The organism is Algoriphagus marincola DSM 16067, from assembly GCF_000429405.1.
Taxonomy (GTDB): domain Bacteria; phylum Bacteroidota; class Bacteroidia; order Cytophagales; family Cyclobacteriaceae; genus Algoriphagus; species Algoriphagus marincola.
The window spans coordinates 12,216-27,530 of the sequence record NZ_AUBU01000001.1; the positions used below are offsets into that span (position 1 = coordinate 12,216).

The following is a 15,315-nucleotide window of genomic DNA, read 5'->3' on the forward strand; positions in this document are numbered from 1 at the left end:
GGTTTCTTCGGTTTAATTGGATGCGGTAGCATTGATATCTGTCCCAAGTCGCTGTAGGTAAGCGATGAGTGCTACGATTTCTGTGTTTGGAAGTACTTCCACACCGGCATCTTTCAGATTGGTCACAATCTGATCAGCTTGGCTTTCCAAATCCGCCATGGCTTGCTGGTCATAACCTTCAGGGTACGGTACACCAAGTTTTTGAAGCGTTCTGATTTTGGCAGGAAGATCTGAATAGTCCATGATGTTCTCCTTCATCCAAGGATATGGAGGCATCAATGATCCCGGTGACATCGTTCTTGGATCCTCCATGTGGAAGTAGTGCCAAGAATCAGGGTATTTGCCACCTACCCGATGCAAGTCTGGACCAGTTCGCTTTGATCCCCACAAGAAAGGTCTGTCATAGACGAATTCGCCAGCCTTTGAATATTCTCCATATCGCTCTGTCTCAAATCGGAATGGTCGGATCATCTGTGAGTGACAGCCTACACAACCATTGGCGATGTAAAGATCTCTACCCTCCAACTCTAGTGGAGTATATGGTTTCACTGAAGCGATGGTCGGCACATTTGACTTTACGAGAATGGTAGGGATGATTTCGATCGCTCCACCAATTGCGATAGCGATGGTAGCCAAAACAGTAAAGAATACTGGCTTGCGCTCCCATGCTCTGTGCCAAAATTCTCCCGCAGGATTGTAGTTTTTAGCCAAAGCTGGTGCCTGATCTTCTTCATAAGCTTGGAAGCTTCCTTTCTTAGCTGTCATGAACATATTGTATACCATGATGATGGCTCCAGTCAAGTAAAGAAGTCCACCAAATGCTCTTAGCATGTACATTGGTACAAGCTCTACAACAGTCTGTAGGAAGTTGCCATAAGCCAATCGACCCATTTCATTAAACTCACGAAGCATCAAGAACTGGGTAAGAGCCGCTACATACATCGGAAGTGCATAGAAGATGATTCCGAGTGTGCCAATCCAGAAGTGAGTATTGGCAAGTTTTTGTGAGTATATGGTGGTTTTGAATAATCTTGGCCACATCCAATACAACATACCGAAGGTTAAGAAACCATTCCAACCCAATCCGCCAATGTGTACGTGTGCTACGATCCAGTCCGTGTAGTGGGCGATGGCGTTGACATTTTTTAAGGAAAGCATCGGGCCCTCAAAGGTGGACATACCATAGGCTGTCACTGCCACGACCATAAACTTCAATACTGGTTCATTCCGCACTTTATCCCAAGCACCTCTAAGTGTTAGGAGACCATTCACCATACCACCCCAAGAAGGAGCAATCAGCATTACAGAGAACACAGTACCTAATACTTGAGCCCACTCTGGAAGTGCCGTGTAGAGCAAGTGGTGAGGTCCTGCCCACATGTAGATAAAGATCAAGGACCAAAAGTGGATAATGGAAAGCTTGTAGGAATAAACTGGTCTATTCGCAGCTTTAGGAAGAAAGTAATACATCAAGCCAAGGAATGGGGTAGTCAAGAAGAATGCTACAGCATTGTGTCCATACCACCACTGAACCAAGGCATCCTGAACACCTGCATAAGCAGAGTAACTCTTCAGGAAGTTGACTGGAAGTGCAAGAGAGTTGAAGATGTGAAGTACTGCTACAGTCACAAAGGAGGCTAGGTAAAACCAAATGGCCACATACATGTGACGCTCTCGACGCTTGATCAGCGTACCGATCATGTTGGCACCAAAGGCTACCCAAACTAATGCAATGGCAATATCGATGGGCCATTCTAGTTCGGCATACTCCTTAGAGGTGGTCAATCCAAGTGGAAGTGTAATGGCTGCTGCCAAAATGATTAATTGCCAGCCCCAAAAGTGAAACCAGCTGAGGCCCTTGTTCCACATAGGGGTCTTCAAGAGTCTTGGCATGGAGTAATATACCCCTGCAAAGATTGCGTTACCTACAAAGGCAAAGATCACCGCATTGGTGTGCAGTGGTCGAATCCTTCCAAAGGTCGTGTAAGGGTTGCCTAAGTTTGCTTCAGGCCAGAAAAGCTGCGTGGCTGCTATGACCCCCACGAGCATCCCCACTATACCCCAGATAATCGTCGCGGCTCCAAAGTACTTGACAATTTTATTGTCGTAATGGAACCTTTCCAGTGTAGCGTCATTCATTGGACTTTTGTTTTAAAGGTTGATTTTTCGTTGTTTTTTTATGATTGTCAAAGAGAATCCTCACCGAAGGAGTGTAGTCATCATCAAACTGTCCGCCTTTCATTGCTTTGAAAAAAAGAAATAGAAAGGTCACCGCCAGAATCAAACTCACCCCGATTAGAATAAATATTACTTCCATGCTTTAGGGCTTTGATTGCGTTAAGAGTCCTTTGCGCCAGGCTAAGAAATTGGTAGAAAGCGTGGTGAAAAGAACTACTGATATACTTGATAGAGGCATCAATACAGCACAGATCACAGGGCTCAAAATACCTTGAACTGCGAGGCTAATACCGACAATATTGTATAGAAAACTCAGGGCGAAACTTGCCTTGATGACATTTCTGCTTTGCTTGGCAAAAGCCAAAAACTCCGGGATTTTATCAAAAAAATCAGCGTCTAAAATGGCATCACTTGCGGGAGAAAAATGGCTAACCCGGTCTGATATCGCTATCCCGACTTGACTTTCCTGCAAGGCTCCTGCATCATTCAATCCATCACCGACCATCAGCGTTTGACGGCGATCCTGATTCAATTTCTTGATGTATTGTAATTTGTCATTTGGTCCCTGCTGAAAATTATAATGGATGTCACTCCCCAGATGGTTTTGAAGCGATTTCATTTCATGACTGTGATCGCCGGAAAGCAAGTGAAGCTCATACTCGTTTTCTAAATGGGATACAACGTCTTTAGCTTTGGATCGCAAACCAGATTGGATATGGAAATATCCAAGGATCACATCCGAGACGCTGAAGTAAACCAGATTGCCTGATTCTACAGAAAGTCCGTTTTTGACACCGCAAAATGCTCCGGATCCTACTTTGACAGGCTGTCCCAGATACTCTCCCTGAATACCTTGTCCTTTGATTTCGGATACATGATCTAAAGTCGCCGAGGCTACATCGCCAAGCCAAACATTGATTCGATTGCTCAGTGGATGAGTTGATCGTGCCACCAGAGATTTTAGAATAGACTTTGATTCTTCGGAGAGTTTTTCTCCCTGATATGAAACACTAGCCTTTGCCGGGTCTGTCAAGGTGCCAGTTTTATCAAAAATAAGCGTGTCCACCAAGGCTAGGCGCTCTACCACACTGGCGTTTTTGAGGTAAAATTTTCCCCTTCCAAATATTCGAAGTGTATTTCCCAAAGTAAAAGGAGTCGACATTGCAAGTGCGCAGGGGCAGGCAACGATCAGTACCGAAACAAAGGCTTTTACACCCATAGAAACATCCATCGGTATCCATGTTAACAAGGCAATCAAGGCAATGCTAATGACGGTCCAGGTGAAAACTCCAGAAACCTGATTGGATAGCGGTTCAAGTAGTTTGTCTTTCGATTTTTCGAAGCTTTCATTGTTCCATAGATCGGTGAGATAGCCCTGAGAAGGTGACTTTTGAACTGTCAAAAGAACTGGGTCCCCTTTTTGCCGACCTCCCGCATAGATCAACTCTCCCTTACGCTTTGGAACAGGTACTTCCTCACCGGTGACAAAGCTGTAATCGACTTGAGCGTTTTCACTCAATAGAAGAGAATCTGCTGGAATTAACTCTTCATCACGGACCAAGATTATATCACCAACCTCCAGCTTTGTCAATGGGATGACTTCTTCTCGATTTTGGACTAATTTGGTAACTGCAATGGGGAAATAAGACTTGTAATCTCGGTCAAACTCAAGGGCAGAGAAGGTTTTTTGCTGATAGATTTTTCCGAGTAGCAAAAAGAATAAAAGTCCTCCTAGGCTATCCATGTATCCTGCATTACCAAAGGCGAAAATTTCCCAAAGGCTGTATAAAAATAAGGAAGCGATACCCAATACAATGGGAATATCCATGTTAATCCGTCGCTGCTTGATGGAGTTCCAGGCGGAGAGGTAATAATCACTTGCAGAATAAGTGACTACTGGGATCGCCAAAAGCACATTTAGATAATTGAAAAGGCTTCGGAAGTTTTCTGCTATCAGCTCTACTTCTGAGAAGTATTCTGGGATGCTAAACAGCATCATATTCCCAAAGCAAAAGCCTGCTACAGCGAGTCTCTTTATTGTGCGTCGGTCTGCTTTTCCGATTTTCTCTTTCTTGTCAAGATTGGAGAGTGAAACTTTTGGTTCGTAGCCGATGGTAGAGAGTAGGCTTACTACTTCTTGAAGATTAATCTTTTCCTTCAAGAATTTGATCTGTACCTTTTTCTTGATGAAATCCACTCGGCTACTGATGATTCCGGGATGGATTTGGTATAGATTCTCGAGTAGCCAAATGCAAGAAGCACAATGGATCAAAGGGATATGGAATGTCACGTGACATTCACTTTCGTTTTGAAAGTCTAGAAGTTTTTGGGCTGTTTCTTCATCGTTTAGATAGTCAAACCGATTGGCTTTACCTTTCTTTTCCTTCTGACTTTCTCCCGGGAAAGATTCTAAATCATAGTAGGTACAAAGGTCATTCTCTGACAAAACCTCATACACAAGCTTACAGCCTTGGCAACAAAATACCTTTTCGTCGATCTTCAACGAATCATTTTCACATTGCTCACCGCAGTGATAACAATGCGTTTTTTCGGTAGTTGCTGGGTTAAGCATTATTTTATTTTTCACAAAAATTTAATAATTAATAGCTGAATTTTATGACATTTGTCATATTTTTTATTGATTTAGAGCGATAAATAAAAAGAAAGTTTGTCGCTCCACATTTTGCCTTTATAGAAGTGGAAAAGAACTTTTGCGAGGTCCGCTTGGTAATTTTTTGTGGTGACTAATAGGGTGCAGTCATGCTTAACGGCATATGACCAAAAGTCCCCAATCCGCAGAAAATTGAACTTGATGAAACTTGTTTCCCGGGTAGATTTGGATACTAGTTGAATCAGCTCTTGTTCCTCCTTTATTTTCGATTTGGGAATAAATGAAGGAGAGATGATCGTCGCTTTGCTATTCCGTATTTTGTTCTGAAATAGTTTGATGTAATTTTTGATGAGGCGAAATGAATGAGGTGTGCCATCGTAATGGAAAAGCAAATGTTGGGTAGAAAAATTCGGTACAAATAGCAAAACGGGAATTTCGCAAACCTCTTTTTCCAATGGGACAGGTAATTCTTCCTGATGAAGCCAGTCCAAAACCTTGTTAAGATTGACGGTAATTAAGGAAGGCTCCCCATCCTTAGGATCGCAGAGTATTTCTTCTTCCTTGCCCGGCCAAAAGTCAGTTGTCAGAACAGGGCAATTGTATTCATGAAGAATAGTTTCAGGAATATGAAATTTGGTGGCGTAGGATTCTTTGAGCTCCATAGTTTCTTGAGATTATTCAAAACTACTGCGCCCCTCCCAGTCACGGTCTGACTAAACCCATGAGCAAACCTGATAAAAATCAGTTTATTTGAGTTTTATCAGGGTTTGACCAAAAAAAAGAGGGCTAAGGCCCTCTGAATGATTGATTTATCGCTGAGTTTAATCTTTCACGAGATTGAAAACATAGCTTCCTGCCACTGCCTGCACACCAAATACTCTAGCCCCTGGGGCAGGAATATTAAACTCTAGTCGAAGGTTATTGCCTGTCTGAGTAAAGGAGATTTCCCGTCCTGCTGCGGGCTTGCTTCCTGTCAAAGTAAATTTGTCAAAATTGGTACCGGCAAAGCTCCAATTCCCTGAATTGTCAAAAAGATCATTATTGTTTCGAGAAGTGTAGGTCCTCGAAGAGCCTGAGTTGAGAATTAGTTCAAAATTCTGATAAAGGTCCGTAACAGTGTTTCCACTTCGAGTCACAGATCCTCCACCTGCTATACTCCAGGATTGAGTACCAGTACCTGTAAGGGCTTCGATTGCCAATTCTTCAGGGGTTTTCTGAGGCGGTTGCGGTGTAGGGTCATCACCACCACAAGCTGATGAAAAAATCACCAGAAGCATCAAAGCGAAAAGAGAGGAAAGATTTCTGTTCATACTGATATTAAATTAGAACTTTAAAATTAGCCATATCTGTCTAAGTTCAAAGCTAGGTCTCATTTATAATTCTCTAAGACTAGTTTTTGTTCGCAAAAATCAAATTCGCGAGGCTCGTTTGAGCAGATTACAAGGATTTTATCACCCTGAAATTTTTTAATCATTTCCCGATACCAGTCGATTCCTCTGATATCTAAATTGGAGGTTGGTTCGTCTAGAAAGACAATACCTACATCCGATATCATAGCCAGGATCAACTTCAGGCGTTGTTTCATTCCTGAGCTGAATTGAGAAACCATTTTTTGGCTATGTTCTTCCAAATAAGCAATCCGTATGATTTCCTCAGGAGTCATGCCATTGATAGGCTGTTTGAAGCGGAAGTGAAATTGAATTAGCTCTTCAAGGGTGAACTCCTCAGGTAGCTCCAAATAGGGGGCTGCTATACTAAGGTGTCGAAACCAATCCCCTTCATCTACATTTTTGCCTTCGAAATTGAAGTTGATTTTACCAGAAGTTAGCGGGATAGATCCAGTAAGGCATTTGAGAAGGGTAGACTTTCCAGAACCATTACTTCCGGTAATAGCCAACTTATCCTTTGGCTTCAGAACTAGGGATAGTTCTTTGAATATCCATTCGTATTGGAAGCGCTTTGATGCTTTCTCTACACCTATCTCAAGCATGCTTAATGGATGTAACCCTTCATGACTCCTCGCTCGGAGGACCTGATGAAATTCAGAATTTCATCCCGTTCTTTGGTTGCAGGTAGGTTAATTTCAATTTCCTCCAGAGCTCTTGAATTATTCATGCTATTGAGGAAAAGGAACCGATAAACCTCCTGAATATGAGCAATCGACTCAGATGAAAAGCCTCTTCTTCTCAAGCCTAAAGAATTGACTCCGGCATAGGAGAGAGGTTCTCTCGCTGCTTTGGTAAATGGGGGGACATCTTTTCGTACCAAAGATCCGCCAGAGATCATGGAATGCATGCCAATTTTGACAAATTGATGGATAGCGCTAGAACCACCCACAATAGCCCAATCGTCGATGGATACATGACCAGCAATTTGCACGGAGTTGGCGATGATTACATGACTTCCAATCACACAGTCATGAGCCACATGGACGTAAGCCATTAGTAGACAATTGCTTCCGATTACTGTGGTTTGCTTATCTACAGTTCCTCTGCTTATAGTGACACATTCTCGGATGGTGGTATTGTCTCCGATGACAACGGTGGACTCTTCCCCTTGAAACTTGAGGTCTTGCGGAATTCCTGCGATGACAGCTCCCGGAAAAATTTTACAGTTTTTGCCGATTCTCGCTCCCGGAAAAATAGTAACGTTTGGACCAATCCAAGTACCTTCACCTATCTCGACATTTTCATGAATCATCGTGAAAGGGTCGATTTGTACATTCTTCCCAATTGTTGCCTTGGGATCTATGTGGGCCATTGGACTGATCATGATTCTTTACGAGTTATACTTGCTGTCATTACTGCCTCGCATACGAGTGTATTTCCGACGTAGGCTTCTCCTCTCATTTTAGCGATTCCTCTTCGAATAGGTGCAAGCAATTCACATTTGAATATAAGTGTATCTCCCGGAAGAACCATCTTTCGGAATTTGCAGCTTTCTATTCCCAAGAAATAAGTCCAGTAATTTTCTGGATCGTCTACGGTGCTTAGAACCAGGATCCCGCCCGTCTGTGCCATAGCTTCTACCTGCAATACTCCCGGCATCACGGGGTTTCCTGGAAAATGGCCTAGAAAGAATGGCTCATTCATAGTCACGTTCTTTACACCGGCTACCACTGTGTCATCCAGATAGATTACTTTATCTAGTAGCTGAAATGGATATCGATGCGGAAGGATATTGCTGATTTGATTGATATCCATCACCGGCGGAAGCTTGGGGTCATAGTAAGGGATATGGGAGGAGGATGCCTTTTCCATGGCCCTTTTGATTTTTTTTGCAAAAGCCACATTGGCAGCATGCCCAGGTCTGGCAGCTAAAATTTGGGCTTTCAGTGGTCTTCCTACCAAAGCTAGGTCACCTACTACATCCAAAAGTTTGTGTCTTGCAGGCTCATTTTTATATCGAAGGTCCACATTGTTTAGAATACCCTCTTTTTTGACTTCCACATGTTGCTTGTTAAACATCTTCGCCAGATGCTGCAACTCATCTTTCTCTACGACTCGATCTACCACCACGATGGCGTTATTCAAATCTCCACCTTTAATAAGGTTAGAGTTGTAGAGCATTTCCAGCTCATGCAAAAAACAAAAAGTCCTGCATGAAGCGATTTCAGATTTGAATTGACTGATATCCGTGATGGAGGCATGTTGGCTTCCTAAAACAGGTGAATTGTAGTCCACCATGACAGTCACTCGGTAATTATCTGTCGGTAAGGCTACCATTTCCACTTCGCGAGAAGCGTCTTTATACTGAATGCTTTCTTGTACCTCGAAGAATCTTCTCAACGCATTTTGCTCCTCAAATCCTGCATCTTCCAGGACTTCGATGAATTGGATGGAAGAGCCATCCATAATCGGAGGTTCTGGACCGTCCAATTGAATCAAGACATTGTCAACTTCCAATCCTACAAGTGCTGCCAGAACGTGCTCCACCGTGTAAACCCTAGCTCCATTTTGCTCCAAAGTGGTACCTCGGGAAACATCCACCACCAGGTCACAGTCAGCATCCACTGTAGGTCGACCTTCGAGATCTATTCTTTGAAACTTGATTCCGTGATTGGGAGGAGCAGGTAAGAAGGTCATGTTGGAGATGACTCCTGTGTGAAGTCCGACTCCTGACAGTTCTACTTGCTTCTTTATGGTATGTTGTTTTACTTTCATCGTGTTGGTTAAGCAGTTAGATAGCTTTGGGGCGCAAAATTAAGCCTTTTTTTCGAGTTCTTTGAGTCTCTTCTCCAGCTCTTCAAGATTTTTGAAGAGAGAATAGGACTTGAGAAACTGCTTCATGTCCATTCCCATGTAGCCAAAAAGAGTCTGTCCAGGCTTTTTGATTGACTTACTTACGCCTGTATTTGCGCCGATGGTGGTCTTTTCGGCAATCTTAATGTGCCCCACAATACCTGCCTTTCCTGCGAGGACTGAGTTTTTTCCAATTTCTGTAGAGCCGGAAATACCAGCTTGGGCGGCGACCACTGTATTTTCACCGATGATTACATTATGAGCAACTTGGACCAAGTTGTCGATTTTAGCTCCTTTTTGGATGATAGTAGAGCCCATAGTGGCGCAGTCTACGGTCGTATTGGCTCCTATGCTTACATGATCTTCTAAAATTACATTGCCGATTTGTGGGATGGCTTTGTAGCTTCCATCTTCCTGAGGAGCAAAACCAAAACCTTCCGAACCAACTACAGCACCCGGATGAATCTCGCAATGATTGCCTAATACCGAGCCATCACAAATTTTGGCACCAGGATGTATGATGCAATTATCTCCAATTGTGACTTTGTTGCCGATATATGCGTGAGGATGAATTTTTACCCCATTTCCGATTTGACACTTTTTACCGATGTAGGAAAAAGCCCCTCTGTAGTGACCATCCCCGATTTGACTGCTTGGGTCCATATAGCTCGGCTCTTCCACACCCGATTGGGAATTTTTGGTAAACTGAGCGTAGGTTTCGAGAATTTGGGTAAAACTTGAGTAGGCGTCTTTTACTCGGATGAGATTCGTTTTATAGGGTTTTTTGGGAGTGAAATTTTGAGAGACAATGACAGCAGAAGCCGCAGTTTCGTATAAAAAAGCCTCATATTTTTCATTGGCTAAAAAGCTTACCCCTCCTGCCTTACCTTCCTGAATTTTATCCAGTCTATTGACTTTTATTTGAGGATCTCCCTCGACGGTGCCTTGGAGAAGTTCGGCTAGCTGCCCAAGCGTAAATTCCATAAAGCGTAAGTATTTTAAGGTTTTAAAATTAGGGTTTTAGCCTTACAAACGTAATGCTTCTCAACTATTTTGCTCATGATTTGAATATTTGGCAAGTCAGCAGCATCGGCTACATCAACCACTTTCCCCTTTTTTGTGAGGATCGAAATCCTATCCTTGGCTAGATACCCATAATTACTCAAGGTACCAGCCGAGAAAAAATAGGGTAGATGTTCTTTGGGGACTTTAAGCTTTTTAATGGTTTTTTCTTCGAGAATTCCGATTTCTTCTTTTTCGAAGGGAATATTGGAAAGTTGGATCTTGAAAAGATTTCTAGTCAAAAACATCCTGGAAATATTCGCCAAAACATAGTCAGAGGAGTTTTTCCATAGTTTGATCGCTCCCCAAATGTCCAAATCATCAAGCTCCAGGAAGATCCGTAGCAATTCCGGGTTGGTCTGAAAGTCCGATTCAGTGATTTTGTGCCCAAGCAAAAAGTCAAATTCATCGGTGATCCCAAAGATTTTGTCCTCAGCCTTCAGGTCCTTTGCTCGCTGGATCAGGTTGATAAGCATTTTTTCAGCGCAGACTGTCGTCTTGTGCAGATAGACCTGCCAGTACATTAGTCGACGGGCACTCAGAAAGTTTTCGATGGAATAAATCCCTTTTTCTTCGATAACTATTCGGTCATTTTTGACATCCATCATTTTGATGATCCGATCAGCGCCGATAGTCCCTTCGGATACGCCAGTAAAAAAACAATCCCGCTGCAAATAGTCCAAGCGATCAATATCCAGCTGGCTGGAAACGAGTTGGTGGAAGAACTTCCGCTCATATTGATTTTTGAAAATTTTCAAAGTGAGATCAAGTCTTCCTCCTAGTTCTCGATTGAGCATTTCGATTATCAAAATCGAAAGCTTTTCATGGGGTATAGATCTGAGAAGGCTGTATTCCAAAGCATGTGAAAACGGTCCATGACCGATATCATGAAGGAGAATCGCAATCAAAGTAGCTTCAAATTCTTCGTCGGATATTTCAATACCTTTGGTTCGGAGATGATCTAGTGTCACATGCATGAGATGCATGGCGCCAAGTGCGTGGTGGAATCGCGTATGTAAAGCACCGGGATAGACAAAATCAGTCAAACCCAATTGCTTGATCCGGCGTAATCTCTGAAAGTATGGGTGGTCAATGATCTCAAAAATCAATTCACTTGGAATTGTAATAAAACCATAAACTGGATCATTGAGTATTTTCTGGCTTTTCAAGGAGGCCTGTTTTGTTTACCCAAAAGTAATTATAATTTTAAAAGAATCGGACAACACTATGAACCAAAATGCCTCCATCCTCTGGGCAGATGATGAAATCGACCTGCTCAAACCCCATATTCTTTTTCTAGAACAGAAAGGTTATCAGATCACCACGGTCAATTCGGGTGTAGATGCTATTGAAGAAATCGAGAAAGGGATTTTTGATGTGGTTTTTTTAGATGAGATGATGCCAGGAATGACCGGATTGGAGACACTGCAGCAGATCAAGCAGATCAAACCTCAGATTCCCGTGGTGATGATCACCAAGAGCGAAGAAGAGCATATTATGAATGATGCGATAGGAGGGAAGATCGCAGATTATCTGATCAAACCTCTCAATCCAAGTCAAATTTGGCTTTCAGTAAAAAAAATCCTTCAAAATCGTCAGCTAATCGATCAGAAGACTACGATGAATTATCAGCAGGATTTTATGAATATTTCCATGGCAGTTGGAGATGCGGTTGATCATGAAGATTGGGCAAATATTTATACCAAGCTGACCTATTGGGAACTCCAAATCGACGAGACGGAGAATAAAAGCATGAAGGAGGTTTTAGAGACTCAAAAGTCAGAGGCAGATGCCAATTTTGCTCGTTTTGTCAAGGAATCTTACCTGTCCTGGATGGAAGAAAAAAATCAGGAAAAGCCCTTGATTTCTCCGAATGTGATGAGAAAAAAGGTCTTTCCAAGAATTCAAAGTGGAAAACCGCTCTTTTTCATAGTCATTGACAATCTCAGACTCGATCAGTGGGAAGATATGGAATCCCTGCTTACTCCTTATTTCTCGATTGCTGAGAAGGAGACCTATTACAGTATTCTGCCTACGACCACTGCTTTTGCCAGAAATGCTCTTTTCAGTGGGATGATGCCTTTGGATATGGCTAGATTTTACCCTCAGTATTGGGAAAATGAAGATACAGACGAAGGCAAAAATAACTTTGAAGAAGAGTGGATTCGGATCAATCTGGAAAAAAACCGGCAAAAAATAAGATTTTCCTACACCAAAATTCTGCAGGCTGCTCATGGTAGAAGTGCAGTCGATCAGTTTCATACTATGTTGCAAAATGAGCTAAATGTATTGGTTTATAATTTTGTCGACATGGTCTCTCATGCTCGGACGGATATGAAGATGATTCGTGAGCTTGCTCCGGATGAATCCGCCTACAGATCACTGACCAAAAGCTGGTTTGAGCACTCGACGCTGTTTGAGATGCTAAAGAAAATTCAGCAAGCTGGGGCAGATGTAATTATCACCACTGACCACGGAACCAAGCGGGTCAACAAGCCCTATCGAATCATCGGGGATAAAAACGTTACGACGAACCTCAGATACAAGCAGGGTAAAAACCTAAATTATGAGCCCGGGAAAGTTTTTGAGGTTTCGAAACCTGAAGAAGCCAAACTTCCCAAATTGAATGTTTCGAGTGCTTATGTATTCGCTGTGGAGGATTATTTCTTTGCCTATCCCAATAATTACAATTATTATGTCAATTTTTACAAGGACACCTTTCAGCATGGAGGGATTTCTCTGGAAGAAATGATTGTCCCGATTGTCTATCTCAAATCAAAATAATTCAGATTTGGACACAAAAATTTACGGAATAGACCAGCTTGATGACATCGCCTCTTGGGTGGTAGATAAGGCAGGAGAGGAACGAATTTGGGTATTCAAAGGTGAAATGGGGGCTGGAAAAACGACTCTTGTCAAAAGTATCGCTAAGCAGCTAAATGTCATTGATCCGATAAGTAGTCCGACCTTTGGCCTTGTCAATCATTACGAAAGGAATACAGGCGAGGAAATTTACCATTTTGACTTTTACCGAATAGAAGATTTCGATGAAGTCTTGGATATCGGAATAGAAGAGTATTTTTATAGTGGCAATATTTGCTGGATAGAATGGCCAGAAAAGATTGCCCCATACCTTCCAGAGGAGTTTTTCTTAATAGAAATAGCTTATCTAGATACACAAACCCGAAAAATAACCCTAGAACATTTCCATAATGCCTAGTGAAATCAAAGAAATAGCAGCCGTGGGATTGATACCAAAAGAAGCCCCTTTAGCTGTGCAGAAAAGGAAAAACCCGATTACGATTGGTCTGCCAAAAGAAAAATCCTCTGAGGAAAGAAGAGTACTTTTGACCCCTGAGGCGGTAGGTCTCCTGAGTAATAATGGTCTTCAAGTTATTATTGAGACAGGTGCTGGGAAAGCTTCCAAATTCACAGATCAAGATTATTCTGATGCTGGTGCCAAAGTGGTTTATTCTTCCAAAGAAGCCTTAGAAGCTCAGTTGGTTTTGAAAGTTGATGCACCGGATTTGGAGGAAATAGAGCAGATGAGTCTAGGGGCTTGCTTGATTTCAGCCTTGCAGATTTCCAGACAAAACAAAGAATTCATCGAGGCATTAAATGCTAAGAAGATCACGGCGATTGCCTTTGAGTATCTGGAAGATAAGGTAGGAGGGATGCCAGTAGTCAGGGCTATGTCAGAAATAGCCGGAAGTACTGTAATGCTGATTGCAGCGGAATACCTTTCGAGTGTAAATGACGGTAAAGGGCTGATTCTCGGTGGTGTCACAGGAGTGCCGCCCACTCAAGTGGTGATTATCGGGGCGGGAACCGTGGCAGAATATGCGGCACGAACAGCCTTAGGACTAGGAGCAAATATCAAGGTTTTTGATAATCATATTTACAAGCTTCGACGCTTGAAGCAGCTTCTAGGCCAGCAGATTTATACCTCAACGATTGATAATTTGACACTGACTCAAGCACTTTCGGAAGCCGATGTAGTCATCGGTGCTCTCAGAGCTGAGAAAGGCAGAAATAAAATCGTGGTCAGTGAGGAAATGGTTGCCAATATGATGCATGGAAGCATTATAATTGACGTGGGGATTGACCAAGGTGGCTGCTTTGAAACTTCAAAGATGACTACGCATGAAGATCCTACGTATCAGATACATGATGTAACTCATTACTGTGTGCCAAATATTGCCTCAAGAGTTTCCCGAACAGCTTCTTATTCCTTATCGAATATTTTCACACCCATCGTTCTTCAAATGGCAGACTTGGGTGGGCCAGAAGAAATGATTTTTAATTATCGATGGTTTTTGAGAGGAGTGTATACTTATAGGGGTAGCTTGACCAATGCTTATTTAGCCAAAAGATTTGATCTCACTCATAAGGAATTACAGCTACTTTTAGCAGCGAGGTATTGATTAGCTAAGAAGATTTTGCCTTAAAAGGAACTCCAGTTGCTCATTTGCTTTTATCAGAGCTTGGGTCAATCGCTCGTTTTCTCTTCGAAGGGAAAAGACTTCGTAAGCATTTTTAATGACAGTTCTGAGGTAATCTTCTTCCCAAGGTTTGGTGAGGTAGTGGTAAACTTGGCCTTTGTTGATCGCGTCAATTACCGCCTGAATATCAGTGTATCCGGTTAAAAGAACTCTTATCGGGCTTGGATAATGAGGGATGATAGACTCCAGAAATTCAACTCCTGTTTCTTCAGGCATCCGTTGATCGGTAATAATGATTTCTATGTCTTCCTGTTCCAGGATTTTTCTTCCCTCTTCTCCAGAAATGGCAATAAAAATTTTATAATCCCTTCTAAATGTAGCTCGAAACGCCTGGAGGTTGTTTTCCTCATCGTCTACGTATAAAATCCGGATTTTTTCGTCTTTTTTGGTTTCTTCCATTTTACACCCGATTTGGGTCCAGATATTTGAAACCGAAATAATTGTTTTTTTCGATGAAAAACAAACAAAGTGATCTGGATTTTCTACTATTCCTGAATTTCTTCAGTATGCCAGAATTCATTTTTCACCAAGGGTGTCAATAACCTGCAGAGAATGAGAATACTTAATTATATACATTTTTTGAAAAGCTAATATTCACAATAAAAACAAAATGCGTTTTTATTAATTATAGTGACTAATTATATGATTCAAAAAAAAATAATTTAAAAATACATTTGAGAATTAAAATCAAAAACTAACTTTACAAAGCACATCACCCTAT

General features: G+C 42.1%; 14 protein-coding genes. 3 read left to right on the forward strand and 11 right to left on the reverse strand.

The features are described from left to right. Positions 1-12 precede the first annotated feature (12 nt). The 10 genes from ccoN to G457_RS0100110 all read right to left on the reverse strand — a co-directional run bounded on the left by ccoN (position 13) and on the right by G457_RS0100110 (position 11,261). The gene (ccoN, locus tag G457_RS0100065; protein WP_026944649.1) at positions 13-2,139 is read right to left on the reverse strand and encodes a cytochrome-c oxidase, cbb3-type subunit I; all 2,127 of its coding nucleotides are present in this window, start codon (positions 2,137-2,139) and stop codon (positions 13-15) included. After that, entirely contained in the window at positions 2,132-2,317 is a 186-nt protein-coding gene (gene ccoS, locus G457_RS0100070) for a cbb3-type cytochrome oxidase assembly protein CcoS (RefSeq protein ID WP_026944650.1), read from the reverse strand. The genes ccoN and ccoS overlap by 8 nt, the downstream gene beginning before the upstream one ends. Positions 2,318-2,320: 3 nt before the next feature. Continuing rightward, a complete protein-coding gene (locus G457_RS0100075) occupies positions 2,321-4,750 on the reverse strand; it encodes a heavy metal translocating P-type ATPase (protein WP_026944651.1) in 2,430 nt (809 codons plus the stop codon). A gap of 71 nt (positions 4,751-4,821) precedes the next feature. Next, the gene (locus tag G457_RS0100080; RefSeq protein WP_026944652.1) at positions 4,822-5,451 is read right to left on the reverse strand and encodes a hypothetical protein; all 630 of its coding nucleotides are present in this window, start codon (positions 5,449-5,451) and stop codon (positions 4,822-4,824) included. Between the two features lie 159 nt (positions 5,452-5,610). Next, on the reverse strand, positions 5,611-6,099 hold the full coding sequence (locus G457_RS0100085; RefSeq protein WP_026944653.1) for a hypothetical protein: 489 nt from the start codon (positions 6,097-6,099) through the stop codon (positions 5,611-5,613). Between the two features lie 59 nt (positions 6,100-6,158). After that, complete coding sequence (locus G457_RS0100090) at positions 6,159-6,779, reverse strand: ABC transporter ATP-binding protein (protein WP_026944654.1); 621 nt, start codon at positions 6,777-6,779, stop codon at positions 6,159-6,161. A 2-nt stretch (positions 6,780-6,781) separates the two neighbouring features. Further along, complete coding sequence (gene lpxA / locus G457_RS0100095; RefSeq protein WP_026944655.1) at positions 6,782-7,561, reverse strand: acyl-ACP--UDP-N-acetylglucosamine O-acyltransferase; 780 nt, start codon at positions 7,559-7,561, stop codon at positions 6,782-6,784. After that, positions 7,558-8,952: a bifunctional UDP-3-O-[3-hydroxymyristoyl] N-acetylglucosamine deacetylase/3-hydroxyacyl-ACP dehydratase gene (locus G457_RS0100100; RefSeq protein WP_024283278.1), complete on the reverse strand. Its 1,395-nt coding sequence runs from the start codon at positions 8,950-8,952 to the stop codon at positions 7,558-7,560. The genes lpxA and G457_RS0100100 overlap by 4 nt, the downstream gene beginning before the upstream one ends. A gap of 39 nt (positions 8,953-8,991) precedes the next feature. Continuing rightward, a complete protein-coding gene (gene lpxD / locus G457_RS0100105; RefSeq protein ID WP_026944656.1) occupies positions 8,992-10,014 on the reverse strand; it encodes a UDP-3-O-(3-hydroxymyristoyl)glucosamine N-acyltransferase in 1,023 nt (340 codons plus the stop codon). 14 nt (positions 10,015-10,028) lie between these two features. Next, positions 10,029-11,261, reverse strand: a complete 1,233-nt coding sequence (locus tag G457_RS0100110; protein ID WP_026944657.1) for an HD domain-containing protein — start codon at positions 11,259-11,261, stop codon at positions 10,029-10,031. A 58-nt stretch (positions 11,262-11,319) separates the two neighbouring features. Between G457_RS0100110 and porX the strand changes: the two genes are divergently transcribed. Genes porX through G457_RS0100130 form a run of 3 tightly spaced genes read left to right on the forward strand, consistent with a single transcriptional unit; the run spans position 11,320 to position 14,516 of the window. Beyond that, positions 11,320-12,876 (forward strand): T9SS response regulator signal transducer PorX, encoded by a 1,557-nt coding sequence (gene porX / locus G457_RS0100120; protein ID WP_035482877.1) that lies wholly within the window; start codon positions 11,320-11,322, stop codon positions 12,874-12,876. Between the two features lie 7 nt (positions 12,877-12,883). Beyond that, complete coding sequence (gene tsaE, locus G457_RS0100125) at positions 12,884-13,312, forward strand: tRNA (adenosine(37)-N6)-threonylcarbamoyltransferase complex ATPase subunit type 1 TsaE (RefSeq protein WP_035482983.1); 429 nt, start codon at positions 12,884-12,886, stop codon at positions 13,310-13,312. After that, positions 13,305-14,516, forward strand: coding sequence for an alanine dehydrogenase (locus G457_RS0100130; RefSeq protein WP_026944660.1), 1,212 nt, complete (start codon positions 13,305-13,307; stop codon positions 14,514-14,516). The genes tsaE and G457_RS0100130 overlap by 8 nt, the downstream gene beginning before the upstream one ends. On the opposite strand, the gene G457_RS0100135 is transcribed toward G457_RS0100130, so the two are convergent. After that, the gene (locus G457_RS0100135) at positions 14,517-14,993 is read right to left on the reverse strand and encodes a response regulator (protein WP_026944661.1); all 477 of its coding nucleotides are present in this window, start codon (positions 14,991-14,993) and stop codon (positions 14,517-14,519) included. Positions 14,994-15,315: the final 322 nt, after the last annotated feature.